The organism is Herbidospora solisilvae (assembly GCF_009901565.1).
GTDB classification, from domain to species: Bacteria; Actinomycetota; Actinomycetes; order Streptosporangiales; family Streptosporangiaceae; genus Herbidospora; species Herbidospora solisilvae.
Genome location: NZ_WXEW01000012.1, coordinates 208193 through 230115 on the forward strand (window position 1 = coordinate 208193; position 21923 = coordinate 230115).

Below are 21923 nucleotides of genomic sequence, written 5' to 3' on the forward strand. Positions count from 1 at the left end.
ACCGGCGATCTGGCGAAGTGGACCCCCGACGGTCAGCTCGTCTTCCTGGGCCGGGCCGACGAGCAGGTGAAGGTGCGCGGGTTCCGCGTGGAGCCCGGCGAGGTCGCCGCCGTCCTGGTCAGGCATCCGGCCGTCTCGCAGGCCGTCGTCGTCGCCCGTGACGGCAACCTGGTCGCCTACGTCGTCGGCGAGGCCGACGGGCTGCGGGAATTCGTCGCCGAGCGGTTGCCCGACTACATGGTTCCGGCGGCGTTCGTCGGGCTCGACGAGCTGCCGCTCACCCCGAACGGCAAGCTCGACCGTCGCGCCCTGCCCGCCCCCGAATACACCTCAGGCGGGGGACGCGGCCCGGAGACCGCGCAGGAAGAGCTGCTGTGCGCGGCGTTCGCCCAGATCCTGGGCCTGAAGACGGTCGGCGTCGACGACGACTTCTTCCAGCTCGGCGGCCACTCCCTGCTGGCCGTCTCCCTCGTCGAGGCGCTGCGGGCGCACGGCGTCTCGGTGTCGGTCCGGGCGCTGTTCGAGTCGCCGACCCCGGCCCGGCTGGCACGCACGGCGGGAGCCGAGACGGTCGAGGTGCCCGCCAACCGCATCCCCGACGGCGCGGAGACCATCACGCCCGACATGCTGCCGCTGGTCGACCTGACCGAGGCCGAGCTGGGCCGGGTCGTCGCCTCGGCCGAGGGCGGCGCGGCCAACGTGAAGGACGTCTATCCGCTGGCCCCGCTCCAGGAGGGCATGCTCTTCCACCACCTCCTCGCCGGAGACGGCGTCGACGCCTACGTGACCGTCCAGATGCTGGAGTTCGACACGCGGTCCCGGCTCGACGCCTTCGCCGCCGCACTTCAGCAGGTCGTCGACCGCCACGACGTCTACCGGACCGGTGTGGTGTGGGAAGGGCTGCGCGAACCCGTCCAGGTCGTGTGGCGGCGGGCCTCCCTGGCCGTGACCGAGCACACGCTGACCGGAGAGCCGGTGGAGGCCCTGCTCGCGGCGGCCGGGCCGGGCATGGACCTGAGCCGGGCGCCCCTGATGGACCTCCACGTCGCACCGTCGGCCGACGGCCGCTGGCTGGGGCTGGTCAGGATGCACCACATGGTCTCCGACCACCAGGGCATGGACGTGCTGGTCCAGGAGCTCTGGACGGTTCTGGAAGGCGGCGGCGAACTCGCCCCGGCCCTCCCGTTCCGCAACTTCGTCGCCCAGGCGCGCGGCGGGGTCTCCCGCGAGGAGCACGAACGCTTCTTCGCCGACCTGCTCGACGGCGTCACCGAGACCACGGCCCCCTACGGCCTGACCGACGTGCACGGCGACGGCGGCGACGTCGTCGCCGAACAGGTCCCGATCCCGGCCGAGACGACGGCCGCGCTCCGCGCGGCCGCCCGTGACCTCGGTGTCAGCGTGGCGACGATCATGCATGTGGCCTGGGCGCGGGTGTTGTCGGTGGTGTCGGGCCGGGACGACGTGGTGTTCGGGACGGTGTTGTTCGGGCGGATGAACGCGGGTGAGGGTTCCGACCGGGTGGTGGGGCCGTTCATCAACACCCTTCCGGTGCGGGTGCGTTCGGGTCGTGCCGGGATCCGGCAGGCCGTGGAGGGGATGCGGGCGCAGTTGGCGGGGCTGCTGGAACACGAGCACGCGCCGCTGGCCCTGGCCCAGCAGGCGGCGGGCTTGGAGGGCAACACGCCCCTGTTCACCTCGTTGTTCAACTACCGGCACATCGGCGGGACGGAGGCCGACGCCGCCGACCGGCGGGTCTCGATCGACGGGGTGCGCAACGTCTACTCGCGGGTCCAGAACAGCTACCCGCTGACCGTGTCCGTGAACGACCGGGGCCCGGCCGGGCTCAGCCTGAGCGTGCTCACCTCGGGGGAGACGGACGGGCGCGAGGTCGGGCGGCTGATGTGCGTGGCGGCCGCGAACGTGGCCGCCGCCCTGGTCGAGACCCTGGACGGTGCCCCCGACCCGGCCCTGAGCTCGGTGGACGTGCTCGGCGAGGAGGTCCGCGCGCTCCTGGGCACCTGGAACGACACCGCTTCCGACGGGGTGGCGGAGCCGGTGCTGCGGTTGTTCGAGCGGCAGGTGGCACTGCGTCCGGACGCGGTGGCCGTGGTCGCCGACGGCCGCGAGCTGACCTACCGAGAGCTCGACGAGTCGGCCCGGAGGGTCGCGGACGCAGTGGCGGACGCGCCCGTGGTGGGGTTGCGGTTGCCGCGTGGCGCGGACATGATCGCGGCGATTCTGGGCGTGTGGAAGGCGGGCGCCGCCTATCTGCCGATCGATCCGCAACTGCCCGGCTCACGGGTGGAGGCGATGCTGGCCGACGCCGGGGTTGAGATCGTGCTGGACGACCTGTCCGATCTGCCCGAAACCGGGGCTGGGCATCGTGAGGGTGACCTGGCGTATGTGATCTTCACCTCGGGTTCGACCGGGACTCCCAAGGGGGTGGCGGTCACCCAAACAGGACTGGCCAACTATGTCGCTTCGGTGTCGCAGCGGCTGGGCTGGAGTGAGCCGGGTACCCGGTATGCGTTGCTTCAGCCGCAGGTGACCGACCTGGGGAACACGGTGGTGTTCATCAGCCTGGCCACCGGCGGTCAGCTCCACATCCTGGATGAGGAGGCTGTCACCGATCCCGAGGCGGTGGCCGCGTATCTGGCTGAGCATCGCATCGACGCGTTCAAGGCGGTGCCCTCGCACCTGGCCGCGCTCACCTCGGTGGCGGGGGTCGAGCGGTTGATGCCGGCCGATTCGCTGGTCCTGGGTGGAGAGGCGGCCTCGGCCGACTGGGTGGCCGAGTTGGTCGCCACGGGCCGGCGGGTGTTCAACCACTACGGGCCGACCGAGACGACCATCGGCGTCACCACCGCCGAACTGACCGGTGAGATGGCGCTCGGCACCCCGATCGCCAACACCCGCCTGTATGTGCTGGACGACACCCTCAGCCCGCTCCCGCCCGGCGTGGCCGGGGAGCTCTACGTGGCGGGGGCCGGTCTGGCGCGGGGGTATGTCTCCCGGCCCGCTCTGACCGCCGAACGGTTCGTGGCCTCGCCCTTCGACGCGGGGGAGCGCATGTACCGTACCGGCGACCTGGCCAAGTGGACCCCAGATGGCCGGCTGGTCTTCCAGGGCCGGGCCGACGACCAGGTCAAGGTGCGCGGCTTCCGCGTCGAGCCCGGTGAAGTCGCGGCCGTTCTGGTGAGACATCCGGATGTTTCCCAAGCGGCGGTGATCGCCCATGACGACCGGCTGATCGCCTATGTGGTGGGCCGGACGGAGGGGCTGCGGGAGTTCGCCGCCGAGCGCCTGCCCGCCTACATGGTCCCCGCCGCCTTCGTCGCCTTGGACGAGCTCCCGTTGACCGCCTCGGGCAAGCTCGACCGCCGGGCCCTCCCCGAGCCCGATCGCCCCGTCGTCCGGAGGGAGCCCGCCGACGAGCGGGAGGCGGCGCTGTGCGCGGTGTTCGCGCACGTCCTCGGCCGGGATTCGGTCGGGGTCGACGACGACTTCTTCCAACTCGGCGGGCACTCGCTGCTCGCGATCCGGCTGCTGTCGCGGATCCGGGCCGAGTTCAGCGTGGAGGTCAAGATCCGAATGCTGTTCGAGGCACCGACCCCGGCGCTGCTCGCAGCGGCCCTTGGGACCCAGAAGTCGGCACGTCCGGCGTTGCGCCCGATGCGTAAGGAGACCCCGTGATGATTCCGCTGTCGTACGCGCAGAGCCGGTTGTGGTTCCTCGGCCAGATGGAGGGACCGAGCCCGACCTACAACATCCCGGTGATCGTGCCGGTGCCGGGTGACGTGGACGCCGTGGCCCTGGGCGCCGCCCTGCGCGACGTGATGACCCGCCACGAGTCGCTGCGCACGGTGTTCCCGGCCGTGGACGGCGAGCCCCATCAGCGGGTGCTGGACATGGCGGACCTGGACTGGGCGCTGGAGGTGCGCGACGTCCCGGACGGCGATCTCGCCGGGACGGCCGACCGGCTGGTGTGGCACACCTTCGACGTGGCGGCCGAGGTGCCCTTCCGGGCGTGGCTGCTACGGGCCGAATCGGGCGAGCGGGTGCTCGTGCTCGTCGTGCACCACATCGCCGCCGACGGGTGGTCGCTGACGCCGCTCGCGCGGGACGTGTCGGCGGCGTACGCGGCGCGGGCGCGCGGCCGGGCGCCGGAGTGGGAGCCGCTGCCGGTGCGCTACTCCGACTACGCGCTCTGGCAACGCGAACTGCTGGGCGCCGAGTCGGACCCGGAGAGCCTGCTGTCGGTCCAGGTCGGCTACTGGCGGCGGGCGCTCGCCGGCATTCCCGAGGAGCTGACGCTGCCCGCCGACCGGCCGCGCCCGGCGACGGCCGGGCACCGCGGCCACGAGGTGCCGTTCCAGGTGCCGGCCGCGACCCATCGGCGGCTGGTGGAGCTGGCCCGCGCCGAAGGGGCGACCACCTTCATGGTGCTGCAGGCGGCGCTGGCGGTGACGTTGTCGCGGCTCGGCGCCGGCAGCGACCTGCCGATCGGCGCCGTCGTCGCGGGCCGCACCGACGAGGCGCTCCACGACATGGTCGGCTTCTTCGTCAACACCCTGGTGATCCGCACCGACCTGGGTGGCGACCCCGGCTTCCGCGAGGTGCTGCGCCGCGTGCGGGAGCGCACCCTCGAAGCGCTCGACCACCAGGACGTGCCGTTCGAGAAGCTGGTCGCCGAGCTCGCCCCGGCCCGGTCGACGGCGCGGCACCCGCTCTTCCAGGTGTCCCTGAGCGTGCAGCAGAGCGCGCGCGGGGGCGGCGGCGACGGGGTCAGGCTCAGCATGGTGCCCGCGAAGTTCGACCTGGAGGTGGCGGTCTACGAGACGGTCGGCGAGCGGGGGCCCGCGGGGATGCGGGGGTCGGTGATCGCCTCGGACGACCTGTTCGACGCGGCGACCGCCGAGCGGATCGGGCGTGCGTGGCGGCGGGTCCTGGACCTGGTCGCCGGCGATCCCGGGGTGCGGGTGAGCCGGGTCGACGTGGTCGAGGAGGACGAGCGGCATCTCGTCCTGCGGGAGTGGAACGACACCGCCGCCCCGCCGCCCGCCGCCACCGTGCCGGAGATGATCCGCGGCCGTGCCGTCGGCACGCCGGGCGCGACCGCCGTCGTCGACCAGGCCCGGACCCTCACCTACGCCGACCTCGACGAGCGCGCCGAACGGGTCGCCGGGCTGCTCACCGGCCTCGGGGTGGGCCGGGGCGACGTCGTCGGCGTCCGGCTGCCGCGCGGGGCCGACCTCGTCGCGGCGGTGCTGGGCGTGTGGCGGGCGGGGGCGGCGTACCTGCCGATCGACCTCGCCGACCCGGCCGAGCGGACCGCGTTCCTGCTGGCCGACAGCGGCGCCTCGGTGCTGGTCGGCGACGGGGGCGTGGCCGTCGCCGACCTGCCTCCGGTCGCCGATCAGCCCGTACCGCGGACGCACCCGCACGACCTCGCCTACGTCATGTACACCTCGGGTTCGACCGGCACGCCCAAGGGCGTCGCGGTCACCCACGGCGGGCTGGCCAACTACGTGGCCTGGGCCGCCGAGGCCTACGAGGTGGGCCGGGGCGGCGCGCCGCTGTTCTCCTCGCCCGCGTTCGACCTGACCGTGACCAGCCTCCTGGTGCCGCTCGCGGCCGGGGCGACCGTCGTGGCCGACCCGGCCGGCGGCCCCGACGGGCTGGCCGGTCTGCTCTCCCGGCATGAAGGATTCGACCTGGTCAAGGTCGTCCCGGCCCACCTGCCGATCCTCGCCGAGACGGTGCCCGGCGCCCGGATCGCGGGCGCGGCCCGCCGCTGGATCGTCGGCGGCGCGGCGCTGCCCCCGGCCGACGTGGCGCGGCTCCTGGCGGCCGCCCCCGACACCGTCGTCGTCAACGAGTACGGCCCCACCGAGACCGTGGTCGGCTGCGCGGTCCACGAGATACGCGCCGGTGAGCCCCTCGACGGTCTGGTGCCCATCGGGCGGCCCATCGCCAACACCCGCCTGTACGTGCTGAACGACGCCCTCCAGCCCGTCCCCGTCGGCGTGATCGGGGAGTTGTACGTCGCCGGGGCCGGACTCGCCCGCGGTTACACCGGCCGCCCCGGCCTGACGGCCGAACGGTTCGTGGCCTCGCCGATCGAGGCGGGGGAGCGCGTGTACCGTACCGGCGACCTGGCCCGATGGACCGCCGACGGGCGGCTGGTGTACCTGGGCCGGGCCGACGAACAGGTGAAGGTGCGCGGTTTCCGGGTCGAGCCCGGCGAGGTCGAATCCGTCCTCCTGAGATACCCGGATGTCTCCCAGGCCGCGGTCCTCGCCAGGGATGACCGTCTGATCGCCTATGTCGTCGGCGGGACCGCGGGCCTGCGGGAGTTCGCGGCCGAGCGGCTGCCCGACTACATGGTCCCGGCCGTCTTCATCTCCCTGGACGCCCTCCCGCTCACCCCCAACGGGAAGCTCGACCGGAGGGCGTTGCCCGACCCGGAGCTCCCCGCCGGGACCGGGCGCGCCCCCGCCACCATCCAGGAGAGGCGGCTCTGCGAGGCGTTCGCCGGTGTCCTCGGACTCGACTACGTCGGCGCCGACGACGACTTCTTCGGGCTGGGCGGCCACTCGCTGCTCGCGGTGCGGCTGGCCTCCCGCATCCGCGCGGCGCTCGGCGTCGAGGTGCCGCTGAAGGTCCTGTTCGAGACGCCCACCCCGGCCGGCCTGGCCGCCCGGTTCACCGAGATCGGCGCCGGCCCGGCCCGTCCGCCGCTGCGCGCCGCCGTGCGGCCGGAACGGGTGCCGCTGTCGTTCGCCCAGCGGCGTTTGTGGTTCCTGGAGCGCCTCGAAGGGCCCAGCCCGACGTTCAACGTGCCCGTCGTCCTCCGGCTCGCCGACGACGTGGACGCGACCGCGCTGAACGCCGCGCTGCGGGACGTGATCGGCCGCCACGAGGCGTTGCGCACGGTCTTCCCGTCGGTGGACGGCGAGCCCTACCAGCACGTGCTCGACCTGGACGACCTCGATTGGGCCCTTCAGCTGGAGGACTCGGGGGACGTGGCGACCTCGTACACCTTCGACCTGGCGAACGAGGTGCCGATCCGGGCCTGGCTCGTGGGCGGGCGCACCCTCGTCATCGTCATCCATCACATCGCGGGCGACGGCTGGTCGCTGACGCCTCTCGGCCGGGACCTCTCGGCGGCGTACACCGCCCGGCTCGCGGGCCGCGCGCCCGAGTGGTCGCCGCTGCCCGTCCAGTACGCCGACTACGCCCTCTGGCAGCGCGACCTGCTCGGTGAGGAACTGCTCGCGGAGCAGGTCGGCTACTGGCGGGAGACCCTGGCGGGGCTGCCCGAGGAGCTGGCGCTGCCCGTCGACCGGCCGCGCCCGGCCGCGCCCAGCCACCTGGGGCACGCCACCGACCTGCACGTTCCCGCCGAGGTCCACCAGCGGCTCCTGGACGTGGCACGGGCCGAGGGCGTGACGGTGTTCATGGCCCTGCAGGCGGCGCTGGCGGTGACGCTGTCCCGGCTCGGCGCCGGGATCGACGTCGCGATCGGGTCGGGGGTGGCGGGGCGGACCGACGAGGCGCTCGACGATCTGGTCGGGTTCTTCGTGAACACGCTGGTGATCCGGACCGATCTGTCGGGTGATCCGGAGTTCCGCGAGGTGCTGGCGCGGGTGCGTGAGGTGAGCCTGGGGGCGCTGGAGCATCAGGACGTGCCGTTCGAGCGGCTCGTGGAGGAGCTCGCGCCCGTCAGGTCGCTGGCCCGGCATCCGCTCGTCCAGGCGATCCTGACGTTGCACAACGTCGAGCGGGCGGGGATGGGCATGCCCGGCGTGCGGCCGGGGACGGCGCCCGCGGCGGACGGCGCGGGACTCGCGCCGGTCAAGTGCGACCTCGAGGTGATGATCGGGGAGACCTTCGACGAGCAGGGGCGTCCGGCCGGGCTGCGCGGCACGCTGACCGGCTCGGCCGACCTCTTCGAGGCCGCGACCGTGGCACGGGTCATGGGCTGGTTCGGGCGCGTGCTCGACCAGGTGACCGCGTCCCCGGCGACCCGCCTGCACGCCGTAGACCTGCTGGACGCCGGTGAACGCGAGCAGGTCGTCACCGGCTGGAACTCCACGGCGGCCGAGATCCCGGCCTCGACGGTGGTCGAGTTGTTCGAGCGTCGGGTGACCGAGGCTCCCGGCGCGGTCGCGGTGGCCGGTTCGCTCACCTATGCCGAGCTGGACGCCCGCGCCAACCAGGTGGCGAACTATCTGCGCGGGGCGGGGGTGGGCGCCGAGTCGGTGGTCGGGTTGTGTTTCCCGCGTGGCGGCGATCTGGTGGCGGCGATCCTGGGGGTGTGGAAGGCGGGTGCGGCCTTCCTGCCGCTGGACGCGCGGCTGCCGGTGGAGCGGATCGCGTTCATGCTGGCCGACAGCCGCGCCCAGCTCGTCTTGGGCACCGACGACTCTCTCGGCGACCTTCCGGCCGGGCGGGTCCGGATGGTGCCGATCGATCACCCCTTGCTGGCCATGAGCCCGGCGACCCGGGTCGAGCACGACCCGGTTCCCCCTGGGCTGGCTTATGTGATCTACACCTCGGGCTCGACCGGGACGCCCAAGGGCGTCGCGGTCCAGCACGGGGGTCTGGTCAACCTGGCCGTCGCGCAGATGGCGCATTTCGCGGTGACGCCGGGTTCGCGGGTGTTGCAGTTCGCCTCGATCGGGTTCGACGCGGCGGTGTCGGAGATCGTGATGGCGTTGTGCTCGGGTGCGACGCTGGTCATGACGTCGACCGATGAGGTGCTGGCGGGTGATCTGTCGGGGGTGACGCACGCGACCCTGCCGCCCGCCGTGCTGGCCACCCTCCGAGAGGAGGACCTCGCCTCGGTGACCACCCTCGTGTCGGCCGGTGAGGCGATCGACGCGGGCCTGGCGGCCAGGTGGTCGGCGGGACGCCGGTTCGTCAACGCCTACGGCCCGACCGAGACCACGGTGTGCGCGTCGATGTCGCCGCCGCTCGACCCCGGCGCCGAACCGGTCATCGGCACGCCGATCGCCAACAGCCGCGCCTACGTCCTGGGTGAGGACCTCCAGCCGCTCCCGGCCGGTGTGACCGGGGAACTGTACGTCGCCGGTCGGTGCCTGGCGCGGGGCTATCTCGGCCGGTCGGGTCTCACGGGTGAGCGCTTCGTGGCCTCGCCCTTCGACGCCGGGGAGCGCATGTACCGCACCGGCGACCTGGCCCGATGGACCTCCGACGGCCACCTGGTCTTCCAGGGCCGGGCCGACGACCAGGTGAAGGTGCGCGGCTTCCGGGTGGAGCCCGGCGAGGTCGCGGCCGTTCTCGTGAAGTACCCGGATGTCTCACAGGCCGCGGTGATCGCGCGGGACGATCGCCTGGTCGCCTATGTCGTCGGCGGGACCGAGGGCCTGCGGGAGTTCACGGCCGAGCGGCTGCCCGACTACATGGTCCCGGCCGTGTTCGTGCCGCTCGACGCGCTGCCGCTCACCCCGAACGGCAAGCTCGACCGCCGCGCCCTGCCCGCCCCCGAGTTCGCGGCCGGGCCGGGCCGGGCGCCGGCGACGCTCACGGAGGAGCTGCTCTGCGCCGCGTTCGCGCACGTCCTCGGGCTGGAGAGCGTCGGGGTCGACGACGGGTTCTTCGATTTGGGCGGGCACTCGCTGCTCGCCGTCCGGCTGGTGTCACGCATCCGCGCCACCCTCGGCGTGGAACTGCCGCTGCGCACCCTGTTCGAGTCGCCGACCGCGGCCGAGCTCGCCGTGCGGCTGCCGCGCGCCGGAGCGGCCCGCCCGCTGGTCCGGGCGGGACACCGCCCCGAGCGGGTGCCGCTCTCGTTCGCGCAGCGGCGCCTGTGGTTCCTCGCCCAGCTCGACGGGCCGAACACGATGTACAACATCCCGATCCCGGTCCGCCTCCCCGCCGACGCCGACGTCACGGCGCTGAACGCGGCCCTGCGCGACGTGATCGGCCGGCACGAGTCGCTGCGCACCGTCTTCCCGTCGGTGGACGGCGAGCCGTATCAGCGGGTCCTGGACCTGGACGACCTCGACTGGGCCCTCGAAGTGGCGGATGCGGAGGACGTGGCGACCTCGTACACCTTCGACCTGGCGAACGAGGTCCCGATCCGGGCATGGTTGTCCGGCGGCCGGAACCTGGTCGTGGTGATCCACCACATCGCGGGCGACGGCTGGTCGATGGGCCCGCTGAGCCGCGACGTCGCCACCGCCTACGCCGCCCGCCTCCAGGGCCGGGCCCCCGAATGGACCCCCCTCCCCGTCCAGTACGCCGACTACGCCCTCTGGCAGCGGGAACTCCTCGACGAGGAACTGCTGGCCGACCAGATCGGCTACTGGCGCGACACGCTGTCGGGCGCGCCCGAGGAACTGACCCTGCCGGTCGACCGCCCGCGCCCGCCCGTCGCCACCCACGCCGGATACGCGGCCCCCGTGCGGATCCCCGCCGACGTGCACGAACGGCTGGCCGACCTGGCCCGTGCCGAGGGGGCGACGGTGTTCATGGTCGTCCAGGCGGCGCTGGCCGTGACGCTGTCGCGGCTCGGCGCCGGGACCGACATCCCGATCGGCTCGGCCGTCGCGGGCCGGACCGACGAGGCGCTCGACGACCTGGTCGGCTTCTTCGTGAACACGCTGGTCATCCGGACCGACCTCTCGGGCGATCCGCTGTTCCGGGAGGCGCTCGACCGGGTCAGGGAGGCGAGCCTGGGGGCGCTCGCGCACCAGGACGTGCCGTTCGAACGCCTGGTGGAGACCCTGGCGCCGGTCCGGTCCCTCGCCCGGCACCCGCTGTTCCAGGTCATGCTGACCATGCAGAACATCGAACGCGCCGAACCGGCCGACGACCGCGCCGACGTGGGCGGCCCGTCGACCGCGAAGTTCGACCTCGACGTGGCCCTCGTGGAGACCTTCGACGAGCACGGCCGTCCGGCCGGGCTGCGCGGGGCGGTCAACGCGGCCGTGGACCTGTTCGACACCGACTCCGTCGAACTGCTCGCCCGCCGCTTCGCAGCGGTGCTCGCGCAGGTGGCGGCCGACCCTGACGTGCGGGTTCACGCGGTGGACGTGCTGGAGGAGGGCGAGCGGGAGCGGGTTCTGCGCGGCTGGAACGACACGGCCCGCGAGGTGCCCTTTTTGAGCATCGTGGACCTGATCAGCCGGCAGGCCTCTGACGCCTTCGCGGTCGAGGGCGAGCTGACCTATGGCGAGCTGGATCGTCGGTCGAACCGGCTGGCGCGGCGCCTTCAGGCCTTGAACGTCGGTCCGGAGTCGATCGTCGGGGTCTGTCTGCCGCGTGGCGCGGACATGATCACGGCGATCGTGGGCGTGTGGAAGGCGGGCGCGGCCTACCTGCCCGTCGACCCCGGCAATCCCGCTGAGCGGGTGGGGGCGGTGCTGGCCGATGCCGGGGTGGCGTGTGTGCTGGCCTGTGCGGAAACCCGGCATCTGGTCCCCGCCGGGATGGAGGTGGTTGAGCTCGCGGGCATGTGGGATTCCGTGGTGTCGACCTCTGCAGGGGATGAGTCGGGCGAGGAGGGTCCGCTCAGCGTTCGGGTGGAGCCGGACTCGCTGGCGTATGTGATCTACACCTCGGGGTCGACGGGGACTCCGAAGGGTGTCGCGGTCAGCCATCGGGGTCTGGTCAACCTGGTCGAGGTGTTCGGCCCTCTGCTGGGTGCGGGGCCGGGTGTGGGGGTGTTGCAGTTCGCCTCGTTCGGGTTCGACGCCTCGGTGCTGGACGTGGTGGTGGCCCTCGGCACCGGGGCGACCCTGTGGGTGCCGGGCGAGGAGGAGCGCCACCAACCGGAGGCGCTGAAGCACCTGACAGGTGTGGGCGCGGCCAGCGTCGTCCCCTCGCTGCTCAACGTGCTCGACCCGGCCGACTTCTCGCACATCGGGCCGATCGTGGTCGGCGCGGAAGGTATCACCGAGACCGTCGCCCGCCGCTGGGCTCAAGGCCGGCGGCTGGTGCACGCCTACGGACCCACTGAGGCCACGGTGATCGTCGCCGCCGGTGAGGTCGAGGCTGACAATGAGGGGCCGATCTCGTTCGGGCGGCCCATCGCGAACTCGCGGCTGTATCTGCTTGATGATCGGCTCGCGCCGGTCGCGCCTGGTGTCGCGGGGGAGGTGTACGTCGCCGGTCTGGGTCTGGCGCGGGGGTATCTCGGCCGCCCTGATCTCACCGGTGAGCGGTTCGTGGCCTCACCCTTCGACACCGGTCAGCGCATGTACCGTACCGGCGACCTGGCGAAGTGGACCGCCGACGGCCGCCTGATCTTCCAGGGCCGCGCCGACGACCAGGTCAAGATCCGCGGGTTCCGCGTCGAACCGGGTGAGGTCGCCGCTGTCCTGCTGAAGAGTCCGGGTATTTCGCAGGCCGCCGTGGTCGCCCGCGAGGACCGCCTCGTCGCTTATGTGGTGGGCCGAGTGGAGGGCCTCAGGGAGTTCGCCGCCGAGCGGCTGCCCGACTACATGGTCCCCGCGGCTTTCGTCCCGCTCGACGAGCTTCCGCTCACCCCGAACGGCAAGCTCGACCGGCGGGCCCTGCCCGCCCCCGAGTTCGCCGCCGGCCAGGGCCGTCCTCCGGCCACGCTCAGAGAGGAGGTCCTCTGTGCGGCGTTCGCCGAGGTCCTGGGCCTGGAGCGGGTCGGCGTCGACGACGACTTCTTCCGTCTGGGCGGGCACTCCCTGCTGGCGGTCCGCCTCGTCGAACTGCTGCGGCGGCGCGGCGTCGAGGTCCTCGTACGGGCACTCTTCGAAGCCCCCACCCCCGCCCGCCTGGCGCTGACCACCGGCGGTGCCACGGTCGAGGTTCCCCCGAACCGCATCCCCGAGGGCGCGGAGCACATCACCCCGGACATGCTCCCGTTGATCGACCTCACCGAGGCCGAACTCGCCCGGGTCGTCGCCTCGGTCGACGGCGGCGCGGCCAACGTCAAGGACGTCTACCCGCTGGCCCCCCTCCAGGAGGGCATGCTCTTCCACCACCTGCTGGCCGGAGACGGCGTCGACGCCTACGTCACCGTCCACGTCCTGGAGTTCGACTCCAGAACCAGACTGGACGCCTTCGCCGCGGCGTTGCGCCAGGTCGTGGACCGGTACGACATCTACCGCACCGGCATCGTCTGGGACGGCCTGCGCGAGCCCGTCCAGGTCGTGTGGCGGCGGGCCGACCTGCCGGTCGCCGAACACGCGCCACAGGAGTCGGGCGAGGCGCTGGCCCAGGTCGTCGGCACCGCCATGAACCTGAGCCGGGCCCCGCTGACCGACCTGCACGTCGCCCCCGGCGCCGACGGCCGCTGGCTGGGCGTGTTGCGGATGCACCACATGGTCTCCGACCACCAGGGCATGGACGTGCTGGTCAGGGATCTGCGGACGGTTCTCCTGGGCGGGGAGCCGGCCCCCGCGCCGCCGTTCCGTGACTTCGTCGCGCAGGCGCGTGGCGGTGTCTCGCGGGCGGCGCACGAGGAGTTCTTCGCCGCCCTGCTCGACGGCGTGACGGAGCCGACCGCGCCGTTCGGCCTGATGAACGTGCACGGCGACGGCACCGGCATGACCACCTCGCTGGTCCCCGTGCCGCGTGAGACGGCCGCCGCGCTGCGGGAGGCCGCGCGGCGGCTCGGCGTGACGACGGCGACGATCATGCACGTCGTCTGGGCGCGGGTGCTGGCCGCCGTCTCCGGCCGCGACGACGTCGTCTTCGGCACGGTGCTCTTCGGGCGGATGAACGCGGGCGCGGGCTCCGATCGGGTGGTCGGCCCGTTCATCAACACCCTTCCGGTACGGGTGCGATCCGGCCGCACCAGAACGAAACAGGCCGTGGAGGACATGCGTGCACAACTCGCGGCCCTGCTCGAACACGAGCACGCGCCCCTCGCCCTCGCGCAGCAGGCGGCCGGACTCGAGGGCGGAACGCCGCTTTTCACCTCGTTGTTCAACTACCGTCACACCGGCGGCGGGCGGGCCGAGCGCGCCGAGGGCGGGGAGGTCACCGGTGTCCGCACCCTCAGCACCCACGAGCACACGAACTATCCGCTGAGCGTGGCCGTCAACGACCCCGGCACCGGCGACCTGAGCGTCAACGTCAACGCCGGCGGCCACGTCGCGGCCGACATGGTCACCCGGCTGGTCCTCGTCACGCTGGAGAACCTCCTCGCCGCGCTGCCGGGCGACCGCGAACTCCGGACCGTGGACGTCCTCGACGACGCCGACCGTGACCTGCTGCTGCGCGCCTGGAACGGCCCCGGGACCACGCTCCCGGCCGGGACCGTCCTCGACCTGTTCGCCCGGCGGGTGGCCGCCGGCCCCGAGGCGGTCGCGGTCGCCGCCGGAGACGCCACGCTGACCTACGCCGAACTCGACGCCGCGGCGGACCGCGTCGGCCGACACCTGCGCGCCGCGGGCGCGGGCCCGGAAACGGTGGTGGGCCTGTGCCTGCCGCGCGGCCTCGACCTGGTCACGGCGATCCTGGGCGTGTGGAAGGCGGGCGCGGCCTACCTGCCGATCGGCCCGGATCTGCCGCCGGAGCGGATCGGGTTCATGCTGGCCGACAGCAGGGCGTCGCTGGTCGTCGCGGCCAGGGACACCGGCGCGGCACTGACCGGGCCCGTCGTCTGGTTCGACGAGATCGGCGACGCCTCGGCGGAACTGGGTGGGCCGCTGCCCGCGTCGGCGGCGTACGTGATCTACACCTCGGGCTCGACCGGGACGCCCAAGGGCGTGTCGGTCCAGCACTCCGGGCTGCTCAACCTGGCCGTCGCGCAGATGGACCATTTCGCGGTGACGCCAGGTTCGCGGGTGTTGCAGTTCGCCTCGATCGGGTTCGACGCGGCGGTGTCGGAGATCGTGATGGCGTTGTGCTCGGGCGCGACGCTGGTCATGACGTCCACCGATGAGGTGCTGGCGGGTGATCTGTCGGGGGTGACGCACGCGACCCTGCCACCCGCCGTGCTGGCCACCCTCCGAGAGGAGGACCTCGCCTCGGTGACCACCCTCGTCTCGGCGGGCGAGGCGATCGACGCCGGTCTGGCGGCCAGGTGGTCGGCGGGACGGCGGTTCGTGAACGCCTACGGCCCGACCGAGACCACGGTGTGCGCGTCGATGTCGCCGCCGCTCGACCCCGGCGCCGAACCGGTCATCGGCACGCCGATCGCCAACAGCCGCGCCTATGTCCTGGACGAGGACCTGCGGCCGGTCCCGCCGGGCGTCGCGGGCGAGCTGTACGTCGCCGGCACGCCCCTCGCGCGGGGCTACGTCGGCCGCCCCGGGCTGACCGCGGAGCGGTTCACCGCCTCGCCCTTCGACGCCGGGCAGCGCATGTACCGGACCGGGGACCTGGCGAAGTGGACCCCCGACGGGCGGCTCGTGTTCGCCGGCCGGGTCGACGAGCAGGTCAAGATCCGCGGGTTCCGGGTGGAGCCCGGCGAGGTCGAGGCCGTGCTCCTGGCCTCGCCCGCGGTGGTGCAGGCCGCCGTGGCCGCCCACGGCGAGAGACTCGTCGCGTACGTCGTCGGCGAGACCGACGGCCTGCGCGAGTTCGCCGCACGGCGGCTGCCCGACTACATGGTGCCCGCCGCCTTCGTCACCCTCGACGCGCTGCCGCTCACCCCGAACGGCAAGCTCGACCGCCGCGCGCTCCCCGTGCCCGGCGCGGCGGCCGGGGAGGGCCGCGCCCCCGCCGACGTCAGGGAGGAGCTGCTCTGCGGCGCCTTCTGCCACGTCCTCGGGCTGGAGTCGGTCGGCGTCGACGACGACTTCTTCGCGCTCGGCGGCCACTCGCTGCTCGCCGTGCGGCTGGTGTCCCGCGTCCGGGTGGTCCTGGGCGCGGAGATCCCCCTCCACATGGTCTTCGAGGCCCCCACGGTGGCCGAACTGGCCGCCCACCTGGCCGAGGCCGAACCGGCCCGGGCGCCGCTGCGGGCGGAGACGCGGCCGGAGCGGGTGCCGCTGTCGTTCGCCCAGCGCCGGTTGTGGTTCCTCGCCCAGCTCGACGGGCCGAGCCCGACGTACAACATGCCCACGACCATCCCCATGGCCGGTGACCTGGACGTGGCCGCTCTCGACGCCGCCCTGCGCGACGTCGTCACCCGCCACGAGTCGCTCCGGACGGTCTTCCCCGCGGTCGACGGCGAGCCGTATCAGCACATCCTCGACCCGGCGGAGCTCGACTGGACGCTGAACGTGCAGCCCTTCGACCCAGCGGCGGTGGCGGCGGCCCGCGAGCACGCCTTCGACCTGTCGGCCGAGATCCCCATCAGGGCGTCGCTGTTCACCGGCGACGTGGAGCACACGCTGGTGCTGGTACTGCATCACATCGCCGCCGACGGCTGGTCGATGCGCCCGCTGGCCCGCGACCTCTCCCACGCCTATGCCGCCCGTGTGGAGGGCCGCGCACCCGAATGGGAGCCGCTCCCGGTCCAGTACGCCGACTACGCCCTCTGGCAGGCCGATCTCCTCGGCGAGGACCTGCTCTCGTCCCAGGTCGGCCACTGGCGGCGCGTCCTGGCGGGTACTCCGGAGGAGCTCCGGCTGCCCGCCGACCGCCCGCGCCCGCCCGTGACCGGCCACCTGGGGCACCGCGTCCCCTTGCACCTCCCGGCCGAGGTGCACCGCCGGCTTGTGGACGTGGCACGGGCCGAGGGGGCGACGGTCTTCATGGTCGTCCAGGCCGCGCTGGCCGTGACGCTGTCGCGTCTGGGCGCGGGCACGGACATCCCCATCGGCGCGGCCGTCGCCGGACGCACCGACGAGGCCGCCGACGACCTGATCGGCTTCTTCGTCAACACGCTCGTGATCCGCACCGACCTGTCCCGCGACCCCGAGTTCCGCAAGGTCCTCGCCCGGGTACGGGCGGCGAGCCTCGACGCCCTCGCCCACCAGGAGGTGCCGTTCGAGCGGCTCGTGGAGGAACTGGCCCCGGAACGCTCGCTCTCCCGGCACCCCTTGTTCCAGGTGATGCTGACCCTGCAGAACATCGAACGGACGTCGTTGAGCATGCCGGGCGTGCGGGGCGGCGCGGCCCCGCCCGAGTCGCGGACGGCGACGGCCAAGTTCGACCTGGACCTGTCCTTGAGCGAGCTCCTCGACGACCAGGGCCGCCCCGCAGGACTGCGGGGCTCGCTCACCGCCTCGACGGACCTGTTCGACGCCGGCACGGCCGCGACCCTGGCCGCCCGGTTCGCCCGCGTGCTCGACCAGGTCACCGCCGCCCCGGGCATCCGGCTCCACGAGGTCGACGTGCTCGACCCGGACGAGCGCCGCCAGGTCCTGCACGAGTGGAACGACACCGCTTCCGACGGGGTGGCGGAGCCGGTGCTGCGGTTGTTCGAGCGGCAGGTGGCACTGCGTCCGGACGCGGTGGCGGTGGTCGCCGACGGCCGCGAGCTGACCTACCGACAGCTCGACGAGTCGGCCCGGAGGGTCGCGGCCAAGGTCGGCGATGCGCCGGTGGTGGGGTTGCGGTTGCCGCGTGGCGCGGACATGATCGCGGCGATTCTCGGTGTGTGGAAGGCGGGCGCCGCCTATCTGCCGATCGATCCGCAACTGCCCGCCTCACGGGTGGAGGCGATGCTGGCCGACGCCGGGGTCGAGATCGTGCTGGACCACTTGCCCGAAGCCGGGGACCTGTCCGGACGTGAAGGCGATCTGGCCTATGTGATCTTCACTTCCGGTTCGACCGGGACTCCCAAGGGGGTGGCGGTCACCCAGGCGGGGCTGGCCAACTATGTCGCCTCGGTGTCGGCCCGGCTGGGCTGGAGCGAGCCGGGTACCCGGTATGCGTTGCTTCAGCCGCAGGTGACCGACCTGGGGAACACGGTGGTGTTCATCAGCCTGGCCACCGGCGGGACGTTGCACATTCTGGATGAGGAGGCTGTCACCGATCCCGAGCTGGTGGCCGCGTATCTGGCCGAACATCGCATCGATGCGTTCAAGGCGGTGCCCTCGCATCTGGCGGCGCTCACCTCGGTGGCGGGGGTCGAGCGGTTGATGCCGGCCGATTCGCTGGTTCTGGGCGGGGAGGCGGCCTCGGCGGAGTGGGTGGCCGAGTTGGTCGCCACGGGCCGTCGGGTGTTCAACCACTACGGGCCGACCGAGACGACCATCGGCGTTACCACTGCCGAACTGACCACGGGCGTCGAGCTTGGCACCCCGATCGCCAACACCCGCCTGTATGTGCTGGACGACACCCTCAGCCCGCTCCCGCCCGGCGTGGCGGGTGAGCTGTATGCGGCCGGGGCGGGTCTGGCGCGTGGCTATGTCTCCCGGCCCGCTCTCACCGCCGAACGGTTCGTGGCCTCGCCCTTCGCGGCGGGGGAGCGCATGTACCGTACCGGCGACCTGGCGAAGTGGACCCCAGATGGCCGGCTGGTCTTCCAGGGCCGGGCCGACGACCAGGTCAAGGTGCGCGGGTTCCGGGTCGAGCCCGGTGAAGTCGCGGCCGTTCTGGTGAAACATCCCGATGTCTCACAAGCGGCGGTGATCGTCCGCGATGACCGGCTGATCGCCTATGTCGTCGGCCAGACGGAGGGCCTGCGGGAGTTCGCCGCCGAGCGTATCCCCGCCTACATGGTCCCCGCCGCCTTCGTCGCCTTGGACGAACTCCCGTTGACCGCCTCGGGCAAGCTCGACCGCCGGGCCCTCCCCGAGCCCGAGTTCGCGAGCGGCATGGGACGCGCTCCCGCCACCGTCAGAGAAGAAGTGCTCTGCGCAGCGTTCGCCCAGGTCCTGGGCCTGGAACGGGTCGGTGTGGACGACGACTTCTTCCGCCTCGGCGGGCACTCCCTGCTGGCGGTCCGGCTCGTGGAGGTGCTCCGGCAGCGGGGTGTGCCGGTGTCGGTCAGGGCGCTGTTCGAGTCGCCGACCCCGGCGGGACTGGCGCGTGCGGCGGCCACGACCGCCGTCGAGGTCCCCGCCAACCGGATCCCCGAGGACGCCGTCCGCCTGACCCCGGACATGCTCCCGCTGGTCGACCTGACCGAGGCCGAGCTGGGCCGGGTCGTCGCCTCGGCCGAGGGCGGCGCGGCCAACGTGAAGGACGTCTATCCGCTGGCCCCGCTCCAGGAGGGCATGCTCTTCCACCACCTCCTCGCCGGAGACGGCGTCGACGCCTATGTGCGCAAGCAGGTTCTGGAGTTCGACTCCCGCGACCGCCTCGACGCGTTCACCGACGCGCTGCGCCAGGTGGTGGCCCGGCACGACATCTACCGGACCGGCATCGTCTGGGACGGTCTGCGCGAACCCGTCCAGGTGGTGAGGCGGCACGCCGAACTCCAGGTCGTCGAGCACGACCGCCAGGAGTCGGGCGTCACCCTGGTGGAGGCCGTGGGCTCGGCGATGGATCTGGGCCGCGCCCCCCTCATGGATCTCCACGTCGCCGAGACCGCCGACGGCCGCCTGCTCGGCCTGCTGCGCATGCATCACATGGTCTCCGACCACCAGGGCCTGGACGTGCTGGTCAGGGAGCTCCGCGCGGTCCTCTCCGGCGAGCCCGGTCGGCTGGCCGCGCCGTTGCCCTTCCGCAACTTCGTCGCCCAGGCCCGCGACGGAGTCTCCCGCGAGGAGCACGAACGCTTCTTCGCCGACCTGCTCGGCGACGTCACCGGCACGACCGCCCCCTATGGGGTGCTCGACGTGCACGGCGACGGGGCTGACGCGACGTCGTCGCTGGTCACCATCCCCGACGAGACCGTCACCGCCCTCCGCGCGGCGGCGCGGGACCTCGGTGTCAGCGTGGCGACGATCATGCATGTGGCGTGGGCGCGGGTGTTGTCGGTGGTGTCGGGCCGGGACGACGTGGTGTTCGGGACGGTGTTGTTCGGGCGGATGAACGCGGGTGAGGGTTCCGACCGGGTGGTGGGGCCGTTCATCAACACCCTTCCGGTGCGGGTGCGTTCGGGTCGTGCCGGGATCAGGCAGGCCGTGGAGGGGATGCGGGCGCAGTTGGCGGGGCTGCTCGAACACGAGCACGCGCCGCTGGCCCTGGCCCAGCAGGCGGCGGGCCTGGAGGGCAACACGCCGCTGTTCACCTCCCTGCTCAACTACCGCTTCGCCGGGCAGGGCGGCGAACGGGACGAACGGCAGCCGGAGGTGCCGGGGATCCGCAACGTGCTGACCCGCGTCCAGAACAGCTATCCGCTGACCGTCTCGGTCAACGACCGGGGTGCGGATGGACTCAGCCTGAGCATCCTCGCGGCCGCCGGAATCGACGGCGAGGCGGTCGGGTCGCTCATGCGGACCGCGACCAAGAACGTCACCGAGGCCCTGTCGGCCTCTCCCGACCTGGCGTTGCGTGCCGTGGACGTCCTCGGCGAGGAGGTCCACGCGCTCCTGGGCACCTGGAACGACACCGCTTCCGGCGGGGTGGCGGAGCCGGTGCTGCGGTTGTTCGAGCGGCAGGTGGCACTGCGTCCGGACGCGGTGGCGGTGGTCGCCGACGGCCGCGAGCTGACCTACCGAGAGCTCGACGAGTCGGCCCGGAAGGTCGCGGCCGCAGTGGCGGACGCGCCGGTGGTGGGGTTGCGGTTGCCGCGTGGCGCGGACATGATCGCGGCGATCCTGGGCGTGTGGAAGGCCGGTGCGGCCTATCTGCCGATCGATCCGGAACTGCCCGCTTCGCGGGTGGAGGCGATGCTGGCCGACGCCGGGGTTGAGATCGTGCTGGACGACCTGTCCGATCTTCCCGAAACCGGGGCTGGGCATCGTGAGGGTGACCTGGCGTATGTGATCTTCACCTCAGGTTCGACCGGGACTCCCAAGGGGGTGGCGGTCACCCAGGCGGGGCTGGCCAACTATGTCGCTTCGGTGTCGCAGCGGCTGGGCTGGAGTGAGCCGGGAACCCGGTATGCGCTGCTTCAGCCTCAGGTGACCGACCTGGGCAACACGGTGGTGTTCATCAGCCTGGCCACCGGCGGCATGCTGCACATCCTGGATGAGGAGGCCGTCACCGATCCCGAGGCGGTGGCGGGGTATCTGGCCGAGCATCGGATCGACGCGTTCAAGGCGGTGCCCTCGCACCTGGCCGCGCTCACCTCGGTGGCCGGGGTCGAGGCTTTGATGCCGGCAGATTCGCTGGTCCTGGGTGGAGAGGCGGCCTCGGCGGAGTGGGTGGCCGAGTTGGTCGCCACGGGCCGGCGGGTGTTCAACCACTACGGGCCCACCGAGACGACCATCGGCGTTACGACCGCCGAACTGACCGGCGAGGTGGCGCTCGGCACCCCGATCGCCAACACCCGTCTGTATGTGCTGGATGAGGCGCTGAATCCGCTTCCGCCCGGCGTAACGGGGGAACTGTATGCGGCCGGGGCCGGGCTGGCGCGTGGTTACGTGGCCCGCCCCGGACTGACCGCCGAACGCTTCGTCGCCTCGCCCTTCGACACCGGTCAGCGCATGTACCGGACCGGCGACCTGGCGAAGTGGACCCCCGACGGGCGGCTGATCTTCCAGGGCCGCGCCGACGACCAGGTCAAGGTGCGCGGCTTCCGGGTCGAGCCCGGCGAGGTCGAATCCGTTCTGCTGAGATATCCGGATATTTCGCAGGCTGCGGTCCTTGCCAGGGATGACCGCCTGATCGCCTATGTCGTCGGCCAGACGGAGGGCCTGCGGGAGTTCGCCGCCGAGCGCCTGCCCGCCTACATGGTCCCCACGGCCTTCGTCGCACTGTCCGCGCTGCCGCTGACCTCCAGCGGCAAGCTCGACCGGGCGGCGCTGCCCGACCCCGACCGGCCGGTTGTCCGCAGGGAGCCCGCCGACGAGCGGGAGGCGGCCCTGTGCGAGGTGTTCGCCCAGGTCCTCGGTCTGGAGTCGGTCGGGGTCGACGACGACTTCTTCCAGCTCGGCGGGCACTCGCTGCTGGCGATCCGGCTGCTGTCGCGGATCAGGGCCCGGCTCGGCGCCGAGGTGCGCATCAGGATGTTGTTCGAG

The 21923-nt window shown here is 72.7% G+C and carries 2 protein-coding genes (both running past the window's edge); both read left to right on the top strand.

Going from position 1 to position 21923, the window contains the following annotated elements; genetic code table 11:
• Nucleotides 1–3696, top strand: the end of a protein-coding gene (locus GT755_RS35125; protein ID WP_161483873.1) for a non-ribosomal peptide synthase/polyketide synthase. It extends 30171 nt beyond the left edge of the window; 3696 of the gene's 33867 nt are visible here — the last part of the coding sequence; its start codon lies beyond the left edge, outside the window; the stop codon is at nt 3694–3696.
• Nucleotides 3696–21923: the 5' portion of a non-ribosomal peptide synthase/polyketide synthase gene (locus GT755_RS35130; RefSeq protein ID WP_235968119.1), read on the top strand. Its footprint extends 7113 nt past the window's final position; the window shows 18228 of its 25341 coding nt (coding positions 1–18228); its start codon is at nt 3696–3698; its stop codon lies off the right edge, out of view. The genes GT755_RS35125 and GT755_RS35130 overlap by 1 nt, the downstream gene beginning before the upstream one ends.